This is a genomic window from Guptibacillus hwajinpoensis (genome assembly GCF_005144865.1).
Classification (GTDB): Bacteria; Bacillota; Bacilli; order Bacillales; family Guptibacillaceae; genus Guptibacillus; species Guptibacillus hwajinpoensis_A.
The window spans coordinates 96,293-113,153 of record NZ_SWFM01000006.1; the positions used below are offsets into that span (position 1 = coordinate 96,293).

General features: G+C 38.2%; 12 protein-coding genes. 7 read left to right on the top strand and 5 right to left on the bottom strand.

Annotated features, from left to right (window positions below; genetic code table 11):
• Positions 1 to 22: 22 nt before the first annotated feature.
• Positions 23 to 1,213 carry an MFS transporter gene (locus tag FBF83_RS17210; protein WP_136948388.1) on the bottom strand — a complete coding sequence of 397 codons (1,191 nt, stop codon included), beginning with the start codon at positions 1,211 to 1,213 and terminating at the stop codon, positions 23 to 25.
• The gene (locus FBF83_RS17215) at positions 1,203 to 1,634 is read right to left on the bottom strand and encodes a MarR family winged helix-turn-helix transcriptional regulator (RefSeq protein ID WP_136948389.1); all 432 of its coding nucleotides are present in this window, start codon (positions 1,632 to 1,634) and stop codon (positions 1,203 to 1,205) included. Before FBF83_RS17215 ends, FBF83_RS17210 begins: the two co-directional genes overlap by 11 nt.
• A gap of 292 nt (positions 1,635 to 1,926) precedes the next feature.
• Here FBF83_RS17215 and FBF83_RS17220 point away from each other — a divergent pair, with 292 nt between their 5' ends.
• Genes FBF83_RS17220 through FBF83_RS17245 form a run of 6 tightly spaced genes read left to right on the top strand, consistent with a single transcriptional unit; the run spans position 1,927 to position 12,581 of the window.
• Positions 1,927 to 3,522: a diguanylate cyclase gene (locus FBF83_RS17220; protein ID WP_136948390.1), complete on the top strand. Its 1,596-nt coding sequence runs from the start codon at positions 1,927 to 1,929 to the stop codon at positions 3,520 to 3,522.
• 21 nt (positions 3,523 to 3,543) lie between these two features.
• On the top strand, positions 3,544 to 4,590 hold the full coding sequence (locus tag FBF83_RS17225) for a HEAT repeat domain-containing protein (RefSeq protein ID WP_136948391.1): 1,047 nt from the start codon (positions 3,544 to 3,546) through the stop codon (positions 4,588 to 4,590).
• Between the two features lie 49 nt (positions 4,591 to 4,639).
• Entirely contained in the window at positions 4,640 to 5,992 is a 1,353-nt protein-coding gene (locus tag FBF83_RS17230) for a glycosyltransferase family 2 protein (RefSeq protein WP_136948474.1), read from the top strand.
• On the top strand, positions 5,993 to 9,280 hold the full coding sequence (locus FBF83_RS17235; RefSeq protein ID WP_169525597.1) for a hypothetical protein: 3,288 nt from the start codon (positions 5,993 to 5,995) through the stop codon (positions 9,278 to 9,280). It begins immediately after the preceding gene.
• A gap of 54 nt (positions 9,281 to 9,334) precedes the next feature.
• The gene (locus FBF83_RS17240; protein WP_136948392.1) at positions 9,335 to 9,700 is read left to right on the top strand and encodes a response regulator transcription factor; all 366 of its coding nucleotides are present in this window, start codon (positions 9,335 to 9,337) and stop codon (positions 9,698 to 9,700) included.
• Positions 9,693 to 12,581: an ATP-binding protein gene (locus FBF83_RS17245; protein WP_136948393.1), complete on the top strand. Its 2,889-nt coding sequence runs from the start codon at positions 9,693 to 9,695 to the stop codon at positions 12,579 to 12,581. Before FBF83_RS17240 ends, FBF83_RS17245 begins: the two co-directional genes overlap by 8 nt.
• 51 nt (positions 12,582 to 12,632) lie before the next feature.
• Here the strand turns inward: FBF83_RS17245 and FBF83_RS17250 are convergent, their stop codons facing one another.
• Positions 12,633 to 14,189 (bottom strand): ABC-F family ATP-binding cassette domain-containing protein, encoded by a 1,557-nt coding sequence (locus FBF83_RS17250; protein WP_136948394.1) that lies wholly within the window; start codon positions 14,187 to 14,189, stop codon positions 12,633 to 12,635.
• Positions 14,190 to 14,502: 313 nt separating this feature from the next.
• On the opposite strand from FBF83_RS17250, the gene FBF83_RS17255 reads away from it, so the two are divergent.
• Positions 14,503 to 15,630, top strand: coding sequence for an endonuclease (locus FBF83_RS17255; RefSeq protein ID WP_420875144.1), 1,128 nt, complete (start codon positions 14,503 to 14,505; stop codon positions 15,628 to 15,630).
• Between the two features lie 38 nt (positions 15,631 to 15,668).
• Here the strand turns inward: FBF83_RS17255 and FBF83_RS17260 are convergent, their stop codons facing one another.
• Together FBF83_RS17260 and FBF83_RS17265 are read right to left on the bottom strand one after the other, a co-directional pair.
• Complete coding sequence (locus FBF83_RS17260; protein WP_136948395.1) at positions 15,669 to 16,559, bottom strand: manganese catalase family protein; 891 nt, start codon at positions 16,557 to 16,559, stop codon at positions 15,669 to 15,671.
• Positions 16,560 to 16,578: 19 nt separating this feature from the next.
• A complete protein-coding gene (locus FBF83_RS17265; RefSeq protein WP_136948396.1) occupies positions 16,579 to 16,794 on the bottom strand; it encodes a YuzF family protein in 216 nt (71 codons plus the stop codon).
• Positions 16,795 to 16,861 lie beyond the last annotated feature (67 nt).

Below are 16,861 nucleotides of genomic sequence, written 5' to 3' on the forward strand. Positions count from 1 at the left end.
AATCGCTATGGTAAGCATTTCCTTAGTAATTCGTTTGAGATTGCAGTTGTTTCCTTGTTCGGTTTTGTTTTCGTACCCATTGATAGAAGAAAAGAATACCAATCACGAAAATCGAGAGACTCATATACAAATTGGCGTAACCCATCGTTGTTACAATAATTCCAAGGACATAGGATCCTGTAGCAATTCCAGTATCGAAAAAGGTGAAGAACGTAGCTGTCGCATGAGCACTTCGTGATTCAGGTGCAGCCTGAATGGCTAAAGTTTGGAAGCTTGGTACGATTGATCCATACCCTAGCCCAATGAAAGCTCCAGCCAGAAGGAGCATCCATGCAACGTTTGTGAAGCTCAGAGTCATAAGACCAATCGCAAATAAAACAAAAGCAGGGAGGATCACAGTATTTGGCCCCCTCGTATCAAACAATCGTCCAGTAAATGGTCTTGAAACGAGCATAGCGACTGCGAATACTGCGAAAAAGAATCCTGCTGCATCAAGTAGACCGAGTGATTTAGCGTATAGTGAAATAAATGAAATGACGCTCGCATACGAGAAAGCGACAAAAAGTCCGACGATTGCGATGGGAAATGACTTTTTCTCAAACAAATCTTCAAATGCTAGTTTGGAAGTTTTAACAGGTGCACTATTTTCAATCGTTTTGATTCCAAGTGTACATAGGACCCCTACGATCATAATGGCGCTAAGGATAAGGAAGATCGTCACATAAGAAACGAATTGAAGAAGAGTAAGAGCGATAAATGGCCCTGTCACAACTGCTAGATTCATAGACATCGCAAAGTATCCTAGGCCCTCCCCACGACGTTCTCTAGGGATAGAGTCGGCAGCAATAGCTCCTGCAGCTGTTGTTACGATACTAAACCAAACACCATGGAAGAAGCGAAGTAGCAACAAAGCAAAATAGTGATCTACTAGTGGATAGATAAATGATGTGATAGCAAAGAATCCTGCACTTGTCACAAGCATTTTCTTTTTGCCAAAACGATCAATTAATCTGCCAGAAAAAGGACGGACAATAATAGCAGACAGCAAGAAGATCGTAATAATTAACCCCGCTTGTGATTCACTACCTCCAATTGCATCTGTTACGTAAATTGGGAGTAACGTTAAGAGTGCATAGAAAACAATAAATACAAACAAATTACTAACAAATATATTGATGAAGCTCTTCGTCCAAATTGGTCGTTTAGTAGACATTTACGTCAACCCCTTTATAACCGATTTTCTTTAAGAGAGTATGAAACTGCTGTATTTCATTAGAATCTAAGTTTTTAAGGAGCGATTGTTCCATTTGATGAATGGACTCTTTGATTTCTGGTATTAGAAGCTTTGCATTGTCAGTTAATTGAACGATTCGCTCACGCTTATCTTTTCCTTCTAATCGAACAACCCAATTGTTTTTTTCCATTCGAGCGAGCGTTCGTGTCGTAGTAGGTGCCTCGACATTTAAATACTGCCAGATATCTGTTTGTTTCATTGGACCGAATTGGTCAAGGCAGTAGAGGATGGACCATTGCGAACTATAGAGATTATAAGCTTTAAGCTTCTCATTCATTTCTTTTGTAATATAGCGAACTTGTTGATGAAGTGTGTGAAAGATGTCATTTGTCGAAACCATATTTTCCTCCATTCGAAAGTTTACCTAGGTAAATAAAACCATAAAGAGTAGTCTACAGTCGAATGGAGTGAAAGTAAAGAATAAGGTCTTTCTGTCTTCCTTCATTATTATTGCTACTATTTTCACCGTAGATAGAGGTGTGTGAAGTTCGTGCCGCTCCTATTTACCTGTTTACTAGATTAGCTGGAAAACTTACACAATAAATCTTGTACGAGGTCTTAATCTAAACTATGATGAAAGTATTTAGTGATTCGACAATTTTCACTCTTTGCATCAATAGGGGGCTTTTTAATTGGAAAAATACAGGAAGAAATTCGTCTCGAATATGAAAGATAAATACGAGGAAATCAAAGCTAGAAACGAGAGCATATCAGAGAAAGAATTATATCAGTTCTTACATACGTTTAAAGGGACTGCTGGAACAGTGGGATATGGACAGGCTGCTGAAAAGGCAGAAGCTCTACTTACACAATTTGAAGTAGAAAGTGAGCGTTCATTCAGCAATGAAGAAACGATTAAGCTTCTAGAAAATGTTATGGATGAAATACTCGAGCAAGCAGCATTATATAATGGTGAAGATAAAGAGTCTGAAGTAAAAAGAATGATTATGTTAATTCATCCAAACCCAATGAATTTAATTGAGATGAAAGCCAATTTAGAAAAAGAAGGTTATCTCGTGTTTGCGGCTATGGATCTCTCAAAAGCTCACACAGCTTTATACGACATGCATCCAGATTGCATCATAGTAGATTTTCAATTGGTTGAGGCAGATGAATTTGGAATTGCAAAAGAAATGAGAGAGAAGGCAGAATTGCAATTTATTCCATTAATTTTGACAGATTCCGAGAGCTCAATATCAAATCGAATAGAAGGTTACAATTTTGGGGCGGATGATTTTCTTGGTCATGATGTATCAATTGAAGAGTACTTATTACGGGTGAATCTTAAAATTAAGAAGCGTAAAACGGTCGTTCATTCTGTATTAACAGATGAATTGACTGGGGCCTACAATCGCAAGTTCCTAGAAACACAACTGAATTATATGCGCTATGACCTTGTACGAAATGGTGATAAAGCTTCTCTTGCAATGTTTGATATTGACCATTTTAAATCGGTTAATGATCGTTTTGGTCACTTGATTGGAGATCAGGTACTGAAAAAACTCTCTCATTATATTATGAATGAGAAAAGACGTACAGATACACTTATTCGCTATGGTGGTGAAGAATTTGTCCTTATTTTACCGGATACAACTGCTACTCAGGCAGAAAAGTTTCTTAGTCGTCTTCTTAGTGGATTTCGATCCAAAACGTTTCGTGTTAAGAAGGAGACCTTTTCAGTTACATTCTCTGGAGGCGTTGTAGATATTGATTCCGTATCTTCAAATAAAGAACTACTAAATCAAGCAGATGAAGCATTGTATCGAGCAAAAGCGAATGGCCGAAATCAAATCATCGTTTATGAGAGTAATCTCGTTAATTCGAAACCAATGAAAACGATTCGTATTGCAGTGGTAGATGATGATGAAATCATGAGGACATTATTAACATCTCAACTTCAACAGTTTCAATCTGACGGAAGATATGAAATAGAGGTAAGAAGTTATCGAGAAGGCGAAAGTTTCTTTGAAGATAGCTGGCATCAAGGAAATTCTTCATGCCTTGTATTGCTAGATGGCATCATGCCCCGTATGGATGGAATTGAAGTACTTCGCAAACTGCGCAATGAAAGCGGTGGTCGCTATACGGTCATGATGCTGACTGGAAGGAAATCCGAGAAAGATATAGTTAAAGCTTTGGAGCTAGGTGCCGATGATTATATTACGAAGCCTTTTAGTATGGTGGAACTAGAAGCGAGAATTCGAAGGCTTATACAGAAAATGATTTAAGAGAAAGAGTGAGTCGGCTATATGAATGGAATATTTATAATTTTCCAAATTTCACTAATGCTTTTTATAGTCTTAAATGTGCTTTTTATTTTTCTGGTTATCCGAAAGATTCACTCTAATAAATTCGAAAGACAAAAGGAACATTGGAAGAAATACTATCTTAAACATATTGATTCAGCAATTCGCGGGAAGGAAAACCTTGTCGTCCCGGATCAGCCGTCCATGATGGATGCATTTGAAGAGGTACTTGCAAAATACTATTCTTTGATGAAAGGAAATACAGACACTTCAATTAGGATTGAGGAGTTAGCTGAACAAGTCTTCCATAATTATTATAAAAAAAGGCTCAGACATGGTAGATGGAGTATTCGAATGAATACACTTCATCGGATTGAAAAGTTTCGAATGGTCTCTCTAATAGAAGACTGCGTAACCATTTACAATGAGAAACGCACTAGTGACATAGAATCTATACAAATATTAAGGATCCTCGCCAATCTTCAAGATGATCGAATATATTCCATTCTTTTAAAAGAAGAGAGAGAATTCCCAAGTTTTTATTACTTAGATCTATTTACGAGACTAGATGAACGATTGTTTAATAAGTTCACGAAAGTCATTGAAAATTTCCCTTTAACGATTCAGTTTTCTTTAATTGAGGCAATGGGTGATCGAGGTGATTATACCTACATTCCCACTATTGAATTCTATTTACTGTCTGAGAATGCAGAATCAAGGATTAGGGCATTAAAATCTCTAGTTAAGGTTGGTTATTTAACAGATGTTGAGAAAATAAAACCTTCTCTGCATGGGGAAACGTGGCAAGAGAGAATGATGGCTGCAAGATTAATCAAACCTCTGAGAGATAAGCGATTTATTGACGATTTGTTGCTTCTCCTTACTGATGAAAACTGGTGGGTGAGAACGACTGCAGCAGAGTCTATTATTGCTCAGCAAAACGGCCAGGAGATTTTAGAAGATGTAGCTAATACACATGTTGATCGTTTTGCCAGGGATATAGCTACTGAATGGCTTTTTAGGAAGGGGAAAAAGAGTGTCGTTCGCTAGTATTTTTTCAACACTACTAATTGTTTTTACATTTTTTGTAGCTATTTATATGGTTGGTATCATCGTATTTTATTTCATATTATTTATTATTTCAGCTCTGCAGCTTCGAAAAGAGTATAATTTGGATCAATATGAGCCGTATGAGGAAGTAGCCCAGTCATCTTTTACAAGGCCAGTATCGATTCTTGTTCCTGCTTATAACGAAGAAGCTGGAATAGTTCCTAGTGTTCGTTCGCTTCTTAGCATTAATTATCCAGAATATGAAGTGATTGTGATTAATGATGGCTCAAAAGATAATACATTGAAGGAAATGATAGCAAACTTCGAAATGGTTAAGGTGGAGAAGGCTATTCGAAAGCAAGTAAGTTCTAATGAGATCGTACAGGTCTACCAATCGCCTATCTATGAGAATTTATATGTGATCGACAAACTAAATGGTGGTAAGGCAGACGCTCTTAATGCAGGCATTAATGTCGCCCAATATCCTTATTTCTGTTCATTGGATGGCGACTCGATTATTGAACGTGATGCATTTGCTAAAGTAATGAAGCCGATCATTGATTCTAAAGAAGATATTGTAGCGGTTGGTGGAAGTGTCAGGATAGCAAATGGCTGTACAATTGAACGTGGAGAAGTGATGAAGGTTGAACTTTCGAAAAGTCCTCTTGTCATTATGCAAGTTATTGAGTATTTTAGAGCTTTCCTAATGGGGAGAATTGGTCTATCACGACACAACCTTCTATTAATTATTTCTGGTGCCTTTGGTGTATTCCATCGAGAAAGTGTTATCAAAGTAAATGGTTATAGAACGAATACAGTTGGGGAAGATATGGATCTCGTGGTCCGATTACATAAATTAATTAAAGAAGAGAAGTCGGGAAAACGAATTGTTTATGTACCTGATCCGGTTTGTTGGACGGAAGCCCCTGAGTCTTCCAAAATTCTAAGAAGACAACGAAGTCGGTGGCATCGAGGGTTGTTTGAAAGTCTTTGGCATAATAGGAAGATGTTGTTCAATCCGAAGTATGGTCTTGTTGGTATGATATCGATGCCATATTTCTTCATTGTAGAATTCCTAGGTCCTGTTATTGAACTGATTGGATATATCATCATGATTTTATCTCCATTTGTTGGTGGAATCTATACTTCGTTCGCACTTCTATTGTTTATGTTAGCGATTATCTATGGCTCACTTCTCTCAATGAGCGCAGTACTTCTGGAAGAATGGAGCTTAAGACGTTATCCGAAAGTAATTGACCTCGTTAGGTTGTATGTTTACTCGCTTTCCGAAGCTTTTTGGTTTAGACCATTAACAGTGTTCTGGCGAGTTGAGGGAATTATCCAGCTTATTAAAGGTAACAACAGTTGGGGAGAAATGAGTAGAAAAGGAGTTTCTAAATAAGTGCGTAGATGGATAAACCGTTCAACTAGTATTGGTTTCGCTGCAGGCTTGATTGTTCTTGTATTGATCTTATGTATTCCAATCATTGTATGGAGCACTCAGGAAGAAAAGACGAGGAATGTTTTTATCATTGATAAAACAGTTCCAGACAATACGTACCGCGAGCACAAAGGCTTGACCTGGATCCTTAATTATAAGAAGTGGATAGGAGAAGATGGTTCTCCTTATTTACCAAAAGAGGATTACGCAGGGTTCCATCCCGGGGCAGGAAAAAGTTATGACATTACTGAATTCCCTGAATCATTAGTAGGTAAGGATTTAATTTATTTAGCAGATTCTTATGGTGTATATGAGGAAGATTTCTATGGTGCAAATTTTGACGGAGACCGTTCAGATCTCATTTACGGTGGAATGAAAGAAGAAGAAGTTAGTGTCATCTCAGAGGCTGTTCAAAAAGGTTCGACATTTATAGCTGAATTCAATGCTTTCGGTAGTCCAACAGAGAAACGAGCAAGACAGGATCTTTCTTCTCTTTTGAACCTTGAATGGTCAGGTTGGATTGGTCGATATTTTGAAAACCTATCCAAAGGTGGAGAAGTTCCTTCTTGGGCAATAAGTAACTATGAAAAACAAACCGATGAAAAATGGAACTTCACTAAAGCGGGTCTCATTTTCGTTAATGAAGATGATTCCATTGTTGTAGTTGAAGAAGAGGACATCGGAGAAAATACGGTGCAATTTACTTTCAATGAAGAGGGAAGAACATTGTTTCAAAACGATCTTGCAAAGGAGTCAATGTCCTATCACTATTGGTTCGATATTGTTGAACCATTGAATAGTAATGAAGTGCTTGTTGATTATACTCTTGATGTAAACAAAGAAACAGAAAAAAAGCTAGAGGATAAGGGGATTCCGCTTACTTTTCCAGCTGTCATTCATCATAATCAAACGTATTACTTTGCGGGAGATTATGCTGATCATGACTCAGACTTTGATTTCTATCAGTATAAGGGGCTACCGACTATTAATCGTCTCCTGTTGACGGGAGATAATGAAGCGCTCGAAGCATTTTATTGGAAAATGTATATGCCATTGATGGAAGCAATTCTCCGTAACGTCAAATCTCCAGAAGAGCAACAAGTAAAGCCATCTATTGAGGTTTATTCTGTAGACGGAGTTCAAGTTGCTGGGCATGTTGGTGAGGACAAGCTTCAGGTGTATAAAGACGGAGAATGGGAGGATCTCCTAATTAAAGGGGTGAACATGGGCATTGCCAAGCCCGGTTACTTCCCAGGAGAGACAGCGATTACAAAATCTGAGTATTTGAGATGGTTTGAACATATAGGTGAGATGAATGCGAATGCAATACGAATCTATACCATTCACCCACCAGCCTTCTATGAAGCTTTACTGGAATATAACAGTAAAGCAGAGGAATCTTTGTATCTCTTCCATGGTGTATGGGTAGAAGAAGAGCCATTGCTTGAATCAGAGGATTCTTTTGAAGAGAAAAATATGAAACTATTAGAAAAGGCTATTAAAGACACAGTCGATATCATTCATGGCAATGCGTCAATTAAGGAAAAGCCAGGACACGCGAGTGGAAGGTATACAGCAGACGTTTCTCCATATGTGATCGGTTGGGTACTTGGTATTGAGTGGGATCCAGAATTAGTTGTCTCGACCAACGAGAAACATGAAGGGATTGCTCAATACAAAGGCAATTATTTGAATACAAATAGTGCGAGTCCATTTGAAATTTGGGTTGCAGAAATGATGGACGATACATTGAGTTATGAAATGGATCAATATAATTGGCAAAGACCAGTAAGCTTCTCCAATTGGGTTACAACGGACTTACTTGAGCATCCGGCAGAGCCTTCAAAAGAGGAAGACCTTGTTTCTGTTGATCCAAATGTCATTGAACTAAATGATAATTATTACGCTGGTCAATTTGCTTCTTATCATATTTATCCTTATTATCCTGATTTCCTAAACTACGAAGAAGAGTATGTGAACTATGTTGATGAGAATGGTGAGAAGAACAATTATGCTGGCTATCTGAATTCACTTAGGAAGGTTCATAGGATGCCAGTTCTTGTTGCTGAATTTGGTGTACCCGCTTCAAGAGGAATGACGCATAGGAATGTGTACGGGATGAATCAGGGAGGTAACTCTGAAGTAGAGCAGGGACATACAGATGCAAAGCTATTTGAAAACATTGTCTCAGAGGATTATGCGGGTGGACTTGTGTTTTCCTGGCAGGATGAATGGTTTAAGCGAACCTGGAATACGATGGATTACGATAATTCCGATCGCCGTCCATTCTGGTCAAACGATCAAACGAATGAACAGCAGTTTGGTCTGTTAAGTTTTGATCCAGGTAAAGAACTTACGATCAAGGTTGATGGGAATTTAGAGGATTGGAAAGAGGCTGAAATTAAGCCGCTTTATCAGTCAGACAGTAATGATGAGAACTTTAAGAGTTTATCTATGACAAGTGATGAGAAATATATATACTTCCGTCTGGATTATGAAAATATGTCAAAAGAACGTTTGGAAAAAGAAAAAACGATGTTGCTCTTTGATACGATTAGCGGCCAGGGAAGTAAACAATTGTCTAAAAACCCTGAATTAACAACATCTTCTGGTATTGATTTTATTTTGAACCTTGCAGGAGAAAATCAATCAAGGCTCACAGTGCAAAGTCACTATGATTCGTTTTATTACCAGTACGGTGAAGATCTTGGATTAATAAGTAAACAGGAGTATGCCAAAGAAAAGGATAATAATATTTTTCATCCAATTCGTTTGGCCCTGAATAAAGAATTAACAATACCGAATCAGGATAAGACGCTTCCTTTTGATTCTTATGAAACAGGTCTTCTCAAATATGGTAACGCTAATCCTGAGAGTGAAGAATATAATTCTCTTTCAGACTTTATTATCAAAGATAATTCAATCGAAATTCGACTACCGTGGGCTCTTTTCAATGTGAAGGATCCGAGTACAAAAGAAATAATGGGTGATATGTGGAACGGTGGAATAAAAACTTCTAAGAAAGCAGAAGTGTTTAAAGTAGGGGTCGTCAATTATGAAGGTGATGTTAAAGAGCCTGACGTATCCATTTCATCAATTAGTGATACAGCTCCAGAGATGAAAGACAATCTTCTTTCTATGAACCAGTTCTACGAGTTTAATTGGAAAAAGTGGACTGAACCAGATTACCACGAAAGGTTAAAACAATCGTACTATATTATGCAAGATGAGTTTGGTCGATATAAATAGTAGAGGGGATATCCCCTCTATCATTTTTATTATCAAAAGGAATGGGTGAACAGCATGGCTCCAAAACTATTAGTTGCAGATGATGAAGAAATTCTACGTATGTTAATTGTAGATACGTTAGAAGATGATGGGTACGAGATTGACGAAGCGTCTGATGGTGGGGAAGCGTACAATCTTATTCAATCAAACGATTATGATCTTGTACTCCTTGATTATATGATGCCTGAAATGACAGGACTGGAAGTAATTAAGAAGGTTCGTGATGAGGGAAAAGAAGAAGTTAAAATAATGATGTTAACAGCGAAGGCGCAGAAGAAGGATGAAGAAGTTGCGCGACAAGCTGGTGCTAACTATTATATATCTAAACCTTTCAGTCCTGTTGAGCTTGCTGAAGTAGTAGAAGGTATTCTTAGTGAATAAGCGATGGAAAACGAGCTTATCACGGCAGTTTATCTGGTTTATGAGTGGCTTCCTTATTCTTATCCTTCTTTCAGCTATTGCATTAGGAGTGTATAGCCATTCAATTGAACAGAAATACCGAACAAAGGTTAATGAACTCAGGACTGAGCAGCAATATGCAGTTCAACTTGAGGACAGTCTAAATCATATGTTTTTTGAAGCAAGGGGCTACTTAGCATTTCGTTTAGAATCTCCTTTTTTGAATGAGTATCGTAAAGAACAGAAAACCATTGATCAAAAAATCGATGATCTTGACGAGCGAATTACGAACAGTGATCAGAGTGCTTTTATCGAAGATTTAAGAAACTACTTGATTAGATATGATGCGCTATTAAATCAAGCAATAACATATGTTGAGAACGATAATACGAGTGGACTTAGAAACCTCTCTCAAGCTGGCGGTGGAAGCGACTTGGTGTACACGATGCAAGATCGCATGAGAGAACTCGTTACGATAATTGAAGATGAAATTTATGCCACTGAAGAGGAACTCATTGAACGTTTGGCAAATATACAGTTTCTCTTTGTTGTTTTTGTCATTTTTCTATTAATAGTCGCAACCATTTTAGCTGGAATTATGGCGCGACGAATCGGTAAGCCTTTGCAGGAATTGGCGGTTGCTTCAAGTCAGGTATCTTCAGGAGAAAGCGTAGAGATGCCTCATGTTCGAAGAGCAGATGAGCTTGGTGAGCTAGCTAGAGCTTTTAATTTAATGGTAACCAACATACAGCAAAATGAGAGAGCACTAATATCAACAAATGAAGCACTAGTTAAGCAAAGTGAAGAATTAAAAGGTAGTAAGGGTGAACTTGAACAAAATGTACGAGAAATGAATGTACAAAAACTTGTTCTTGAACATCGTAATGAGTTAAATCGATCACTTGCATCTACTCTGAATAAGAATGAGCTGCTTCAAAGTATCATAACCAATATGATTCATATTCTTAATTCTGACAAAGGGTTAATCGTGATGCTGAATCAAAGTAAAGATTATGCTTCGCTGGGAATTAACCAAGACAAAGTTCATCAATGGATTGATCGAATGATAGATGGTCCAGCCGTTAAAGTGATAGAGCAGAAAAGATACCATATTGTAAGAAGAAAGATGACTGAAGGCGAACAAGGCTATCATGAGGGAGAAGCGAACTCAAGTGATCTTTATCTTCCAATTCTTTCAGATGATACCGTTGTTGCTATCCTATGTATTACGCGAATAGGAAAGGATTTTATAGAGCAGGAATTACAGGAATTATCAGGCCTTACTCGTCAAATCTCTCTTGCACTTGATAAGTTAAGATTATACGAAACAACTGAGAATGAGCGTATGGTAAACATGGAAATATTAAATACCATTCGAGAAGGCATTCAACTTGTTGACAGAGAAGGCACAACACGAGCGGTGAATGATCAAATGTGTACAATGCTTGATGCTTGCTTCCCTGATGATGAACAAGAAAAGTCGTATAATGAGTGGAGCACAAAGTTTCTTCAACAGGTCGATTCAGAGGATCGTGACGCTGTTCAGGAATACATTCGTGACGTAATTGCTGGAGTGAAACCTAAAGAAAGTGAGCTTATTTATCAAACTAATACTGAGTCGTCTTTGTTCATTCAAATGTACTATGAGCATATCTATAATGCTGATAAGTTTATTGGATCCATTTTTGTTCATAGAGATATTACCCGTGAACACCAGGTTGATGAAATGAAAAACGAGTTTGTAAGCACAGTTAGTCATGAACTTCGTACTCCGCTTTCAAGTGTGCTAGGTTTTACAGAACTAATGCTTGCGAAGGAATTAAAGCCAGAGAAGCAGAAAAAATATTTAAATACTATTTATAAAGAAGCTAAACGATTAACATCGTTAATTAATGATTTTCTAGATATACAGCGAATGGAAGCTGGTAAACAGAATTACGAGAAAGTGCACATTAATCTAAAAGAAATCGTAGAAGAAGTACTTGATAGTTATCGAGTTAATACTACAAAACATTCCTTTATCATTGAGGATTCAGCGGATAAGCACGAAGTTACAGGAGACGCTGATAAAGTTAAGCAGGTATTCAATAACTTTATAAGTAATGCGGTTAAATATTCTCCACATGGCGGTTCCATTGTCATTCGATTCTATGAGAAGCATGAAGGATTGTTTGTTGATATTAAAGATGAAGGCCTTGGAATTCCTGAGGACGCACTTTCCAAATTATTCACCAAATTTTATCGAGTTGATAATTCTGATAGACGCCAGATTGGAGGAACGGGACTTGGTCTCGCGATATCAAAAGAGATTATGGCCGCACATAAAGGAGATGTAACTGTAACTTCTGTTTTAGGCATAGGCAGTACATTTACACTTTTCTTCCCAATCGCAAGAAAAAAACCTTTACTTTTTGAGAAGTCAGGTGATGAGCGAGATGCAGCTGTTCTTATTGTTGAAGACGATGATAGTTTAGCTCTTTTGCTGATGGAGGAAATTACTGAAAATGGTTGGTCCGTTCATCATTGTAGGAGCGGTGAAACAGCCATTAAACTACTTGAAACAATGAATCCACAAGGTATTGTTCTTGATATCATGTTAGATGGTAGAATGAACGGCTGGGATGTTTTGAAAGCCGTGAAAGAAAAGGAACATACGAAAGATATACCTATTTTTGTATCGACAGTAAGCGAAGAAAAACAACGAGGTTTTGATTTAGGGGCAAGTGACTATCTCATAAAGCCATATCCACCGAAAAAGTTAACGAAGTCACTTGTGAAATCACTTGCGAATAAGACGAATAATGGAAAGATTTTAGTACCTGATTACTCAATAGAAGACACAGATGAAGCCATATCAGATTAATTAAATTAAATACAAAGAACCTCTATGGATTCTCCATAGAGGTTCTAATCATTACACTAATTTCGTTGTCCAATCTTCACAGTTCCACACGTCTGTTGCAATATCTTGATAGAATTCAGGTTCGTGGGAAATGAGGATGACGCTTCCCTTATATTCGTTCAGAGCACGTTTCAATTCCGCTTTTGCTTCCACATCAAGGTGGTTTGTCGGCTCATCAAACACAAGTAGATTCGATTCAGTGTTCATTAGTTTACATAGTCTGAGCTTCGCTTTTTCTCCACCACTTAATACATCCACTTTGCTTTCAATGTGTTTCGTGGTTAACCCACATTTGGAAAGTGCCGCCCGTATTTGTGCTTGGCTATAATGAGGGAATTCTCTCCACAGTTCTTCAATACACGTGTTAGATGTTCTCGTTTTAATCTCCTGTTCAAAGTAACCGGTATATAGATAGTCACCAAGTTCAACTGAACCGCTAATTGGTTGGATTTCGCCAAGAATACTGCGAAGAAGAGTTGTTTTACCAATACCGTTCGCTCCCATTAGAGCGACTTTTTGTCCTCTTTCCATTGAGAGGTTCAGTGGTCGAGAAAGAGGCTCATCATAGCCGATAACAAGATCTTTTGTTTCAAAAATGAGTTTGCCTGAAGCGCGAGCTTGCTTAAAGTGGAACTCTGGCTTCGGTTTTTCTTTAGCCATTTCGATAACATCCATTTTATCGAGTTTCTTTTGTCTAGACATGGCCATATTTCGTGTTGCTACACGAGCTTTATTTCTTGCAACAAAGTCTTTTAGTTGTGAGATTTCCTGTTGCTGCTTTTTGAATGCAGCTTCAACTTGCTGTTTCTTCACTTCATAAACAGAAAGGAAGTTATCATAGTCTCCAACATATCTCGTTAATTCTTGATTCTCCATATGGTAAATCAAGTTAATAACGCTATTTAGGAATGGAATATCATGCGAAATTAGGATAAAGGCATTTTCATATTCCTGTAGATAGCGTCTAAGCCAAACGATATGTTGCTCATCAAGATAGTTTGTAGGCTCATCGAGAAGTAGAATATCAGGTTTTTCAAGAAGAAGCTTAGCAAGAAGCACTTTTGTTCTTTGGCCACCACTTAAATCTTGCACATCTTTTTCGAGACCGATCTCGTCTAGTCCAAGACCTCGTGCAATTTCCTCGACCTTTGCATCAATCACATAGAAATCATTGTTTGCTAGCATATCTTGCATTGTGCCGGTTTCTTCCAAAAGTTTCTCAAGCTCTTCTGGAGAAGCCTCGCCCATTTTAGCAAATAGTTCATTCATTTCAGATTCGTAATCAAACAGGTACTGAAATGCACCTTTTAGTGCATCGCGTATCGTCATTCCACGTTCAAGAACAGTGTGCTGATCTAGATAACCTACCCTCACATTTTTTGACCATTCAACAGAACCTTCATCAGGTTCTAGCTTACCTGTAATGATATTCATGAAGGTAGATTTTCCTTCACCATTGGCTCCAACTAGTCCAATATGCTCGCCTTTTAGAAGGCGAAATGATACATCGTCAAATATGGCACGGTCACCGAATCCGTGCGTAAGGTTTTTCACGGTTAATATACTCATAGGAAAACACCCTTTGTTTGTTGTTTAGCAATCCTCATTGATTATATCTGACTACAGAGCTTGATGAAAGTCACGGAGAGTGGAAAACACTGAGAATTTCATTTTTGTAGTAAAAAAGACACGAATTAATGATTGATAAGCCAATAGTACTAAGGAAAATAGAGGAACAATTACATCGTGTTTCCAAGCACTTAATAGTGTACGTTTAAGCTAGAAGGAGCCTTATAATAATTTGGCTATAAACAAGGGGAGGGAAATAACAATTAACACCACAAGAAAACGCATTTATGGAACAGTTTGTCTAATGCTTGTTATGTCACTTGTTGTTATGTATTTTTCGATTACGCCATCTTTTGCTGATGGATCAGGGACAGCAGCATCGCCTTACTCAGTTGATCAAGCCATTGCCAATCAAGGAAGTTCTGGAGTTGCAGTGGAAGGCTATATTGTCGGTAAGCCAGAGTCCTCATCTTCTATTCAAACTAGTAATTTCTCAGATGATTATGCAATAGCTATTGCAGATCATGCAAATGAGACAAATGTGAGTAATATGTTATTTGTTCAAGTACCATCTTCTTTCAGATCATCGTATGGATTAAAGAGCAATCCAGAATTACTTGGTAAAATGATTAAAATAAGTGGCTCCCTTACAGATTATTTTGCACACCCTGGGATGAAAAGCGTTTCCGCAATGGATTTGAATGGAAGTGGAAGCGGAGATGACGGTAGTTCAGGGAATGATGGAACTTCTCCTTATGATAATACTTATTACCAATCAGCAATGGGCAAGACTGGGAGCTCTCTTAAAGCTGAGTTGCATATGATTATTGATGATCACACTGAGCTTTCCTATAGTAATGTTTGGGACGCATTACGTGTAACTGATGAAGATCCATCAAATCCTAATAATGTTATTCTTCTTTATAGTGGTAGGTCTCAGAGTAAATACGAAAACGGTGGGAATGTTGACGACTGGAATCGCGAGCATGTTTGGGCGAAGTCTCATGGTGATTTTGGTACAGCGATGGGTCCAGGGACAGATGTACATCATTTACGACCAACTGATGTGTCAGTGAATGGCACTCGTGGAAATCTTGATTTCGACAACGGTGGATCTCCTCAACCTGAAGCACCTGGTAACTATTATGATAGTGATTCATGGGAACCACGTGATAGCGTAAAAGGTGATGTAGCGAGAATGATCTTCTACATGGCAGTTCGTTACGAAGGCGACAGTGGTGAAGTAGATCTTGAAGTGAATGATCTTGTGAATAATGGATCAGCACCTTATATAGGCAAAGTATCAGTTCTGAAAGCATGGAATGAAATGGACCCTGTTGATTCCTTTGAAGAAAACCGAAACAATGTTATTTACGATCAATATCAGCACAATCGCAATCCGTTTATCGATCACCCTGAATGGGTTGAAGCGATCTGGTAATCAAAAGCACCTGTCTCCAATTGGGACAGGTGCTTTTTCTATAAATCTCTCATTAACCGTTTGGCAATTTGTTCATAGTGGTCTTTCGTGATACCAGGTGCAAATTCTTCAGGGAGATCATCAAGGTCAGGAATGGCAGCGCCTTTAGGTACCCCATCAATCACACGCAGCCTCTCTCCATTTTCTGGATTAGTTCCTTTCCATATTTGTTTTATTCCTTGATAATCTTCATTGCTCCACGTATACAGGACATTGTTTAACCCACGCTCCTCAAATTTGCGAGCATAATCAAAGCTTGAATTATCAAGACTTGGGATGGGCAGCATTTTAGTTAAGTCAGTACCTGTTGCAATTTCAATGGCTTTTGCATATGCAAGAACATGGGTGCCACCACGAACGAGTAAATACCCGATCATTTCACGTGCAGTAGGGTGGTCGGTCATTTCGTAGACTCTCATTTTGTGAGTTCTAGCTCCAACTTCAAGGAAGAAGTTATGAAGCAGGTCTAAAACGAGATTACCACTGCTGAAAATATAATCACCACGCCAAGAATTTCCCATTGAATCAGCGCCCAGGGCAGTTTGAGCTGTTGCAACAAACTGCGCTGTATTCCTCATGTCCTTACCGTTTTGAAGAGGAGTTAAATCAGGCGGGGCAGGAAAAGAACTCTCTTTGGTTAATAGGTTAATTGCAGTTGTAACAAGTTCAACATGACCAAACTCTTCCGCTGTAATGCTTGTGACTAAATCGTAGAACGGTTTCAGCTTCTTTTTCTCCCTAAAGCTAAATGATTGAAACATATAGTTGTTTAAGGTCGACATTTCCCCGAAACGTCCTCCGAGAAGATCCTGAACGGCAGCTGCCGCATTTGCATCTCCATATTCAGGAATTGGGAGTTCGATTAACTGTTTATTGATTCTCTTAAACATAATTATCCTCCCGTCTGAACTAGTTAGGAAACACCCAGACGATTTGTTGGATTCGAACAAAGAATGGTGTTTCGTTAATTTGAATAACAATATGATCTGGCATAACCGTTTGCAATTTTCCACGGAGCGAGCCTTTCGTTGTTTCGACTGTAATCATTTCTCCCTCGATTGATTTTAGTGTCTTATACACATAGGGATCAACTGAACTAATCAGCTGAGGCTGTTGTTCATTCACCTCATCGCACTCCTTTCCTTACTAAATCGTTCACTTTATCAAAATACGCTTATGAGAGGTTGTCATA

Bases quoted from the DNA above. Each gene is read 5' to 3' on its own strand.
- FBF83_RS17230 (WP_136948474.1), top strand. From the start codon at position 4,640: ATGGTTGGTATCATCGTATTTTATTTCATATTATTTATTATTTCAGCT.
- FBF83_RS17210 (WP_136948388.1), bottom strand. From the start codon at position 1,213: ATGTCTACTAAACGACCAATTTGGACGAAGAGCTTCATCAATATATTT.
- FBF83_RS17240 (WP_136948392.1), top strand. From the start codon at position 9,335: ATGGCTCCAAAACTATTAGTTGCAGATGATGAAGAAATTCTACGTATG.
- FBF83_RS17225 (WP_136948391.1), top strand. From the start codon at position 3,544: ATGAATGGAATATTTATAATTTTCCAAATTTCACTAATGCTTTTTATA.
- FBF83_RS17255 (WP_420875144.1), top strand. From the start codon at position 14,503: ATGTCACTTGTTGTTATGTATTTTTCGATTACGCCATCTTTTGCTGAT.
- FBF83_RS17250 (WP_136948394.1), bottom strand. From the start codon at position 14,189: ATGAGTATATTAACCGTGAAAAACCTTACGCACGGATTCGGTGACCGT.
- FBF83_RS17215 (WP_136948389.1), bottom strand. From the start codon at position 1,634: ATGGTTTCGACAAATGACATCTTTCACACACTTCATCAACAAGTTCGC.
- FBF83_RS17260 (WP_136948395.1), bottom strand. From the start codon at position 16,559: ATGTTTAAGAGAATCAATAAACAGTTAATCGAACTCCCAATTCCTGAA.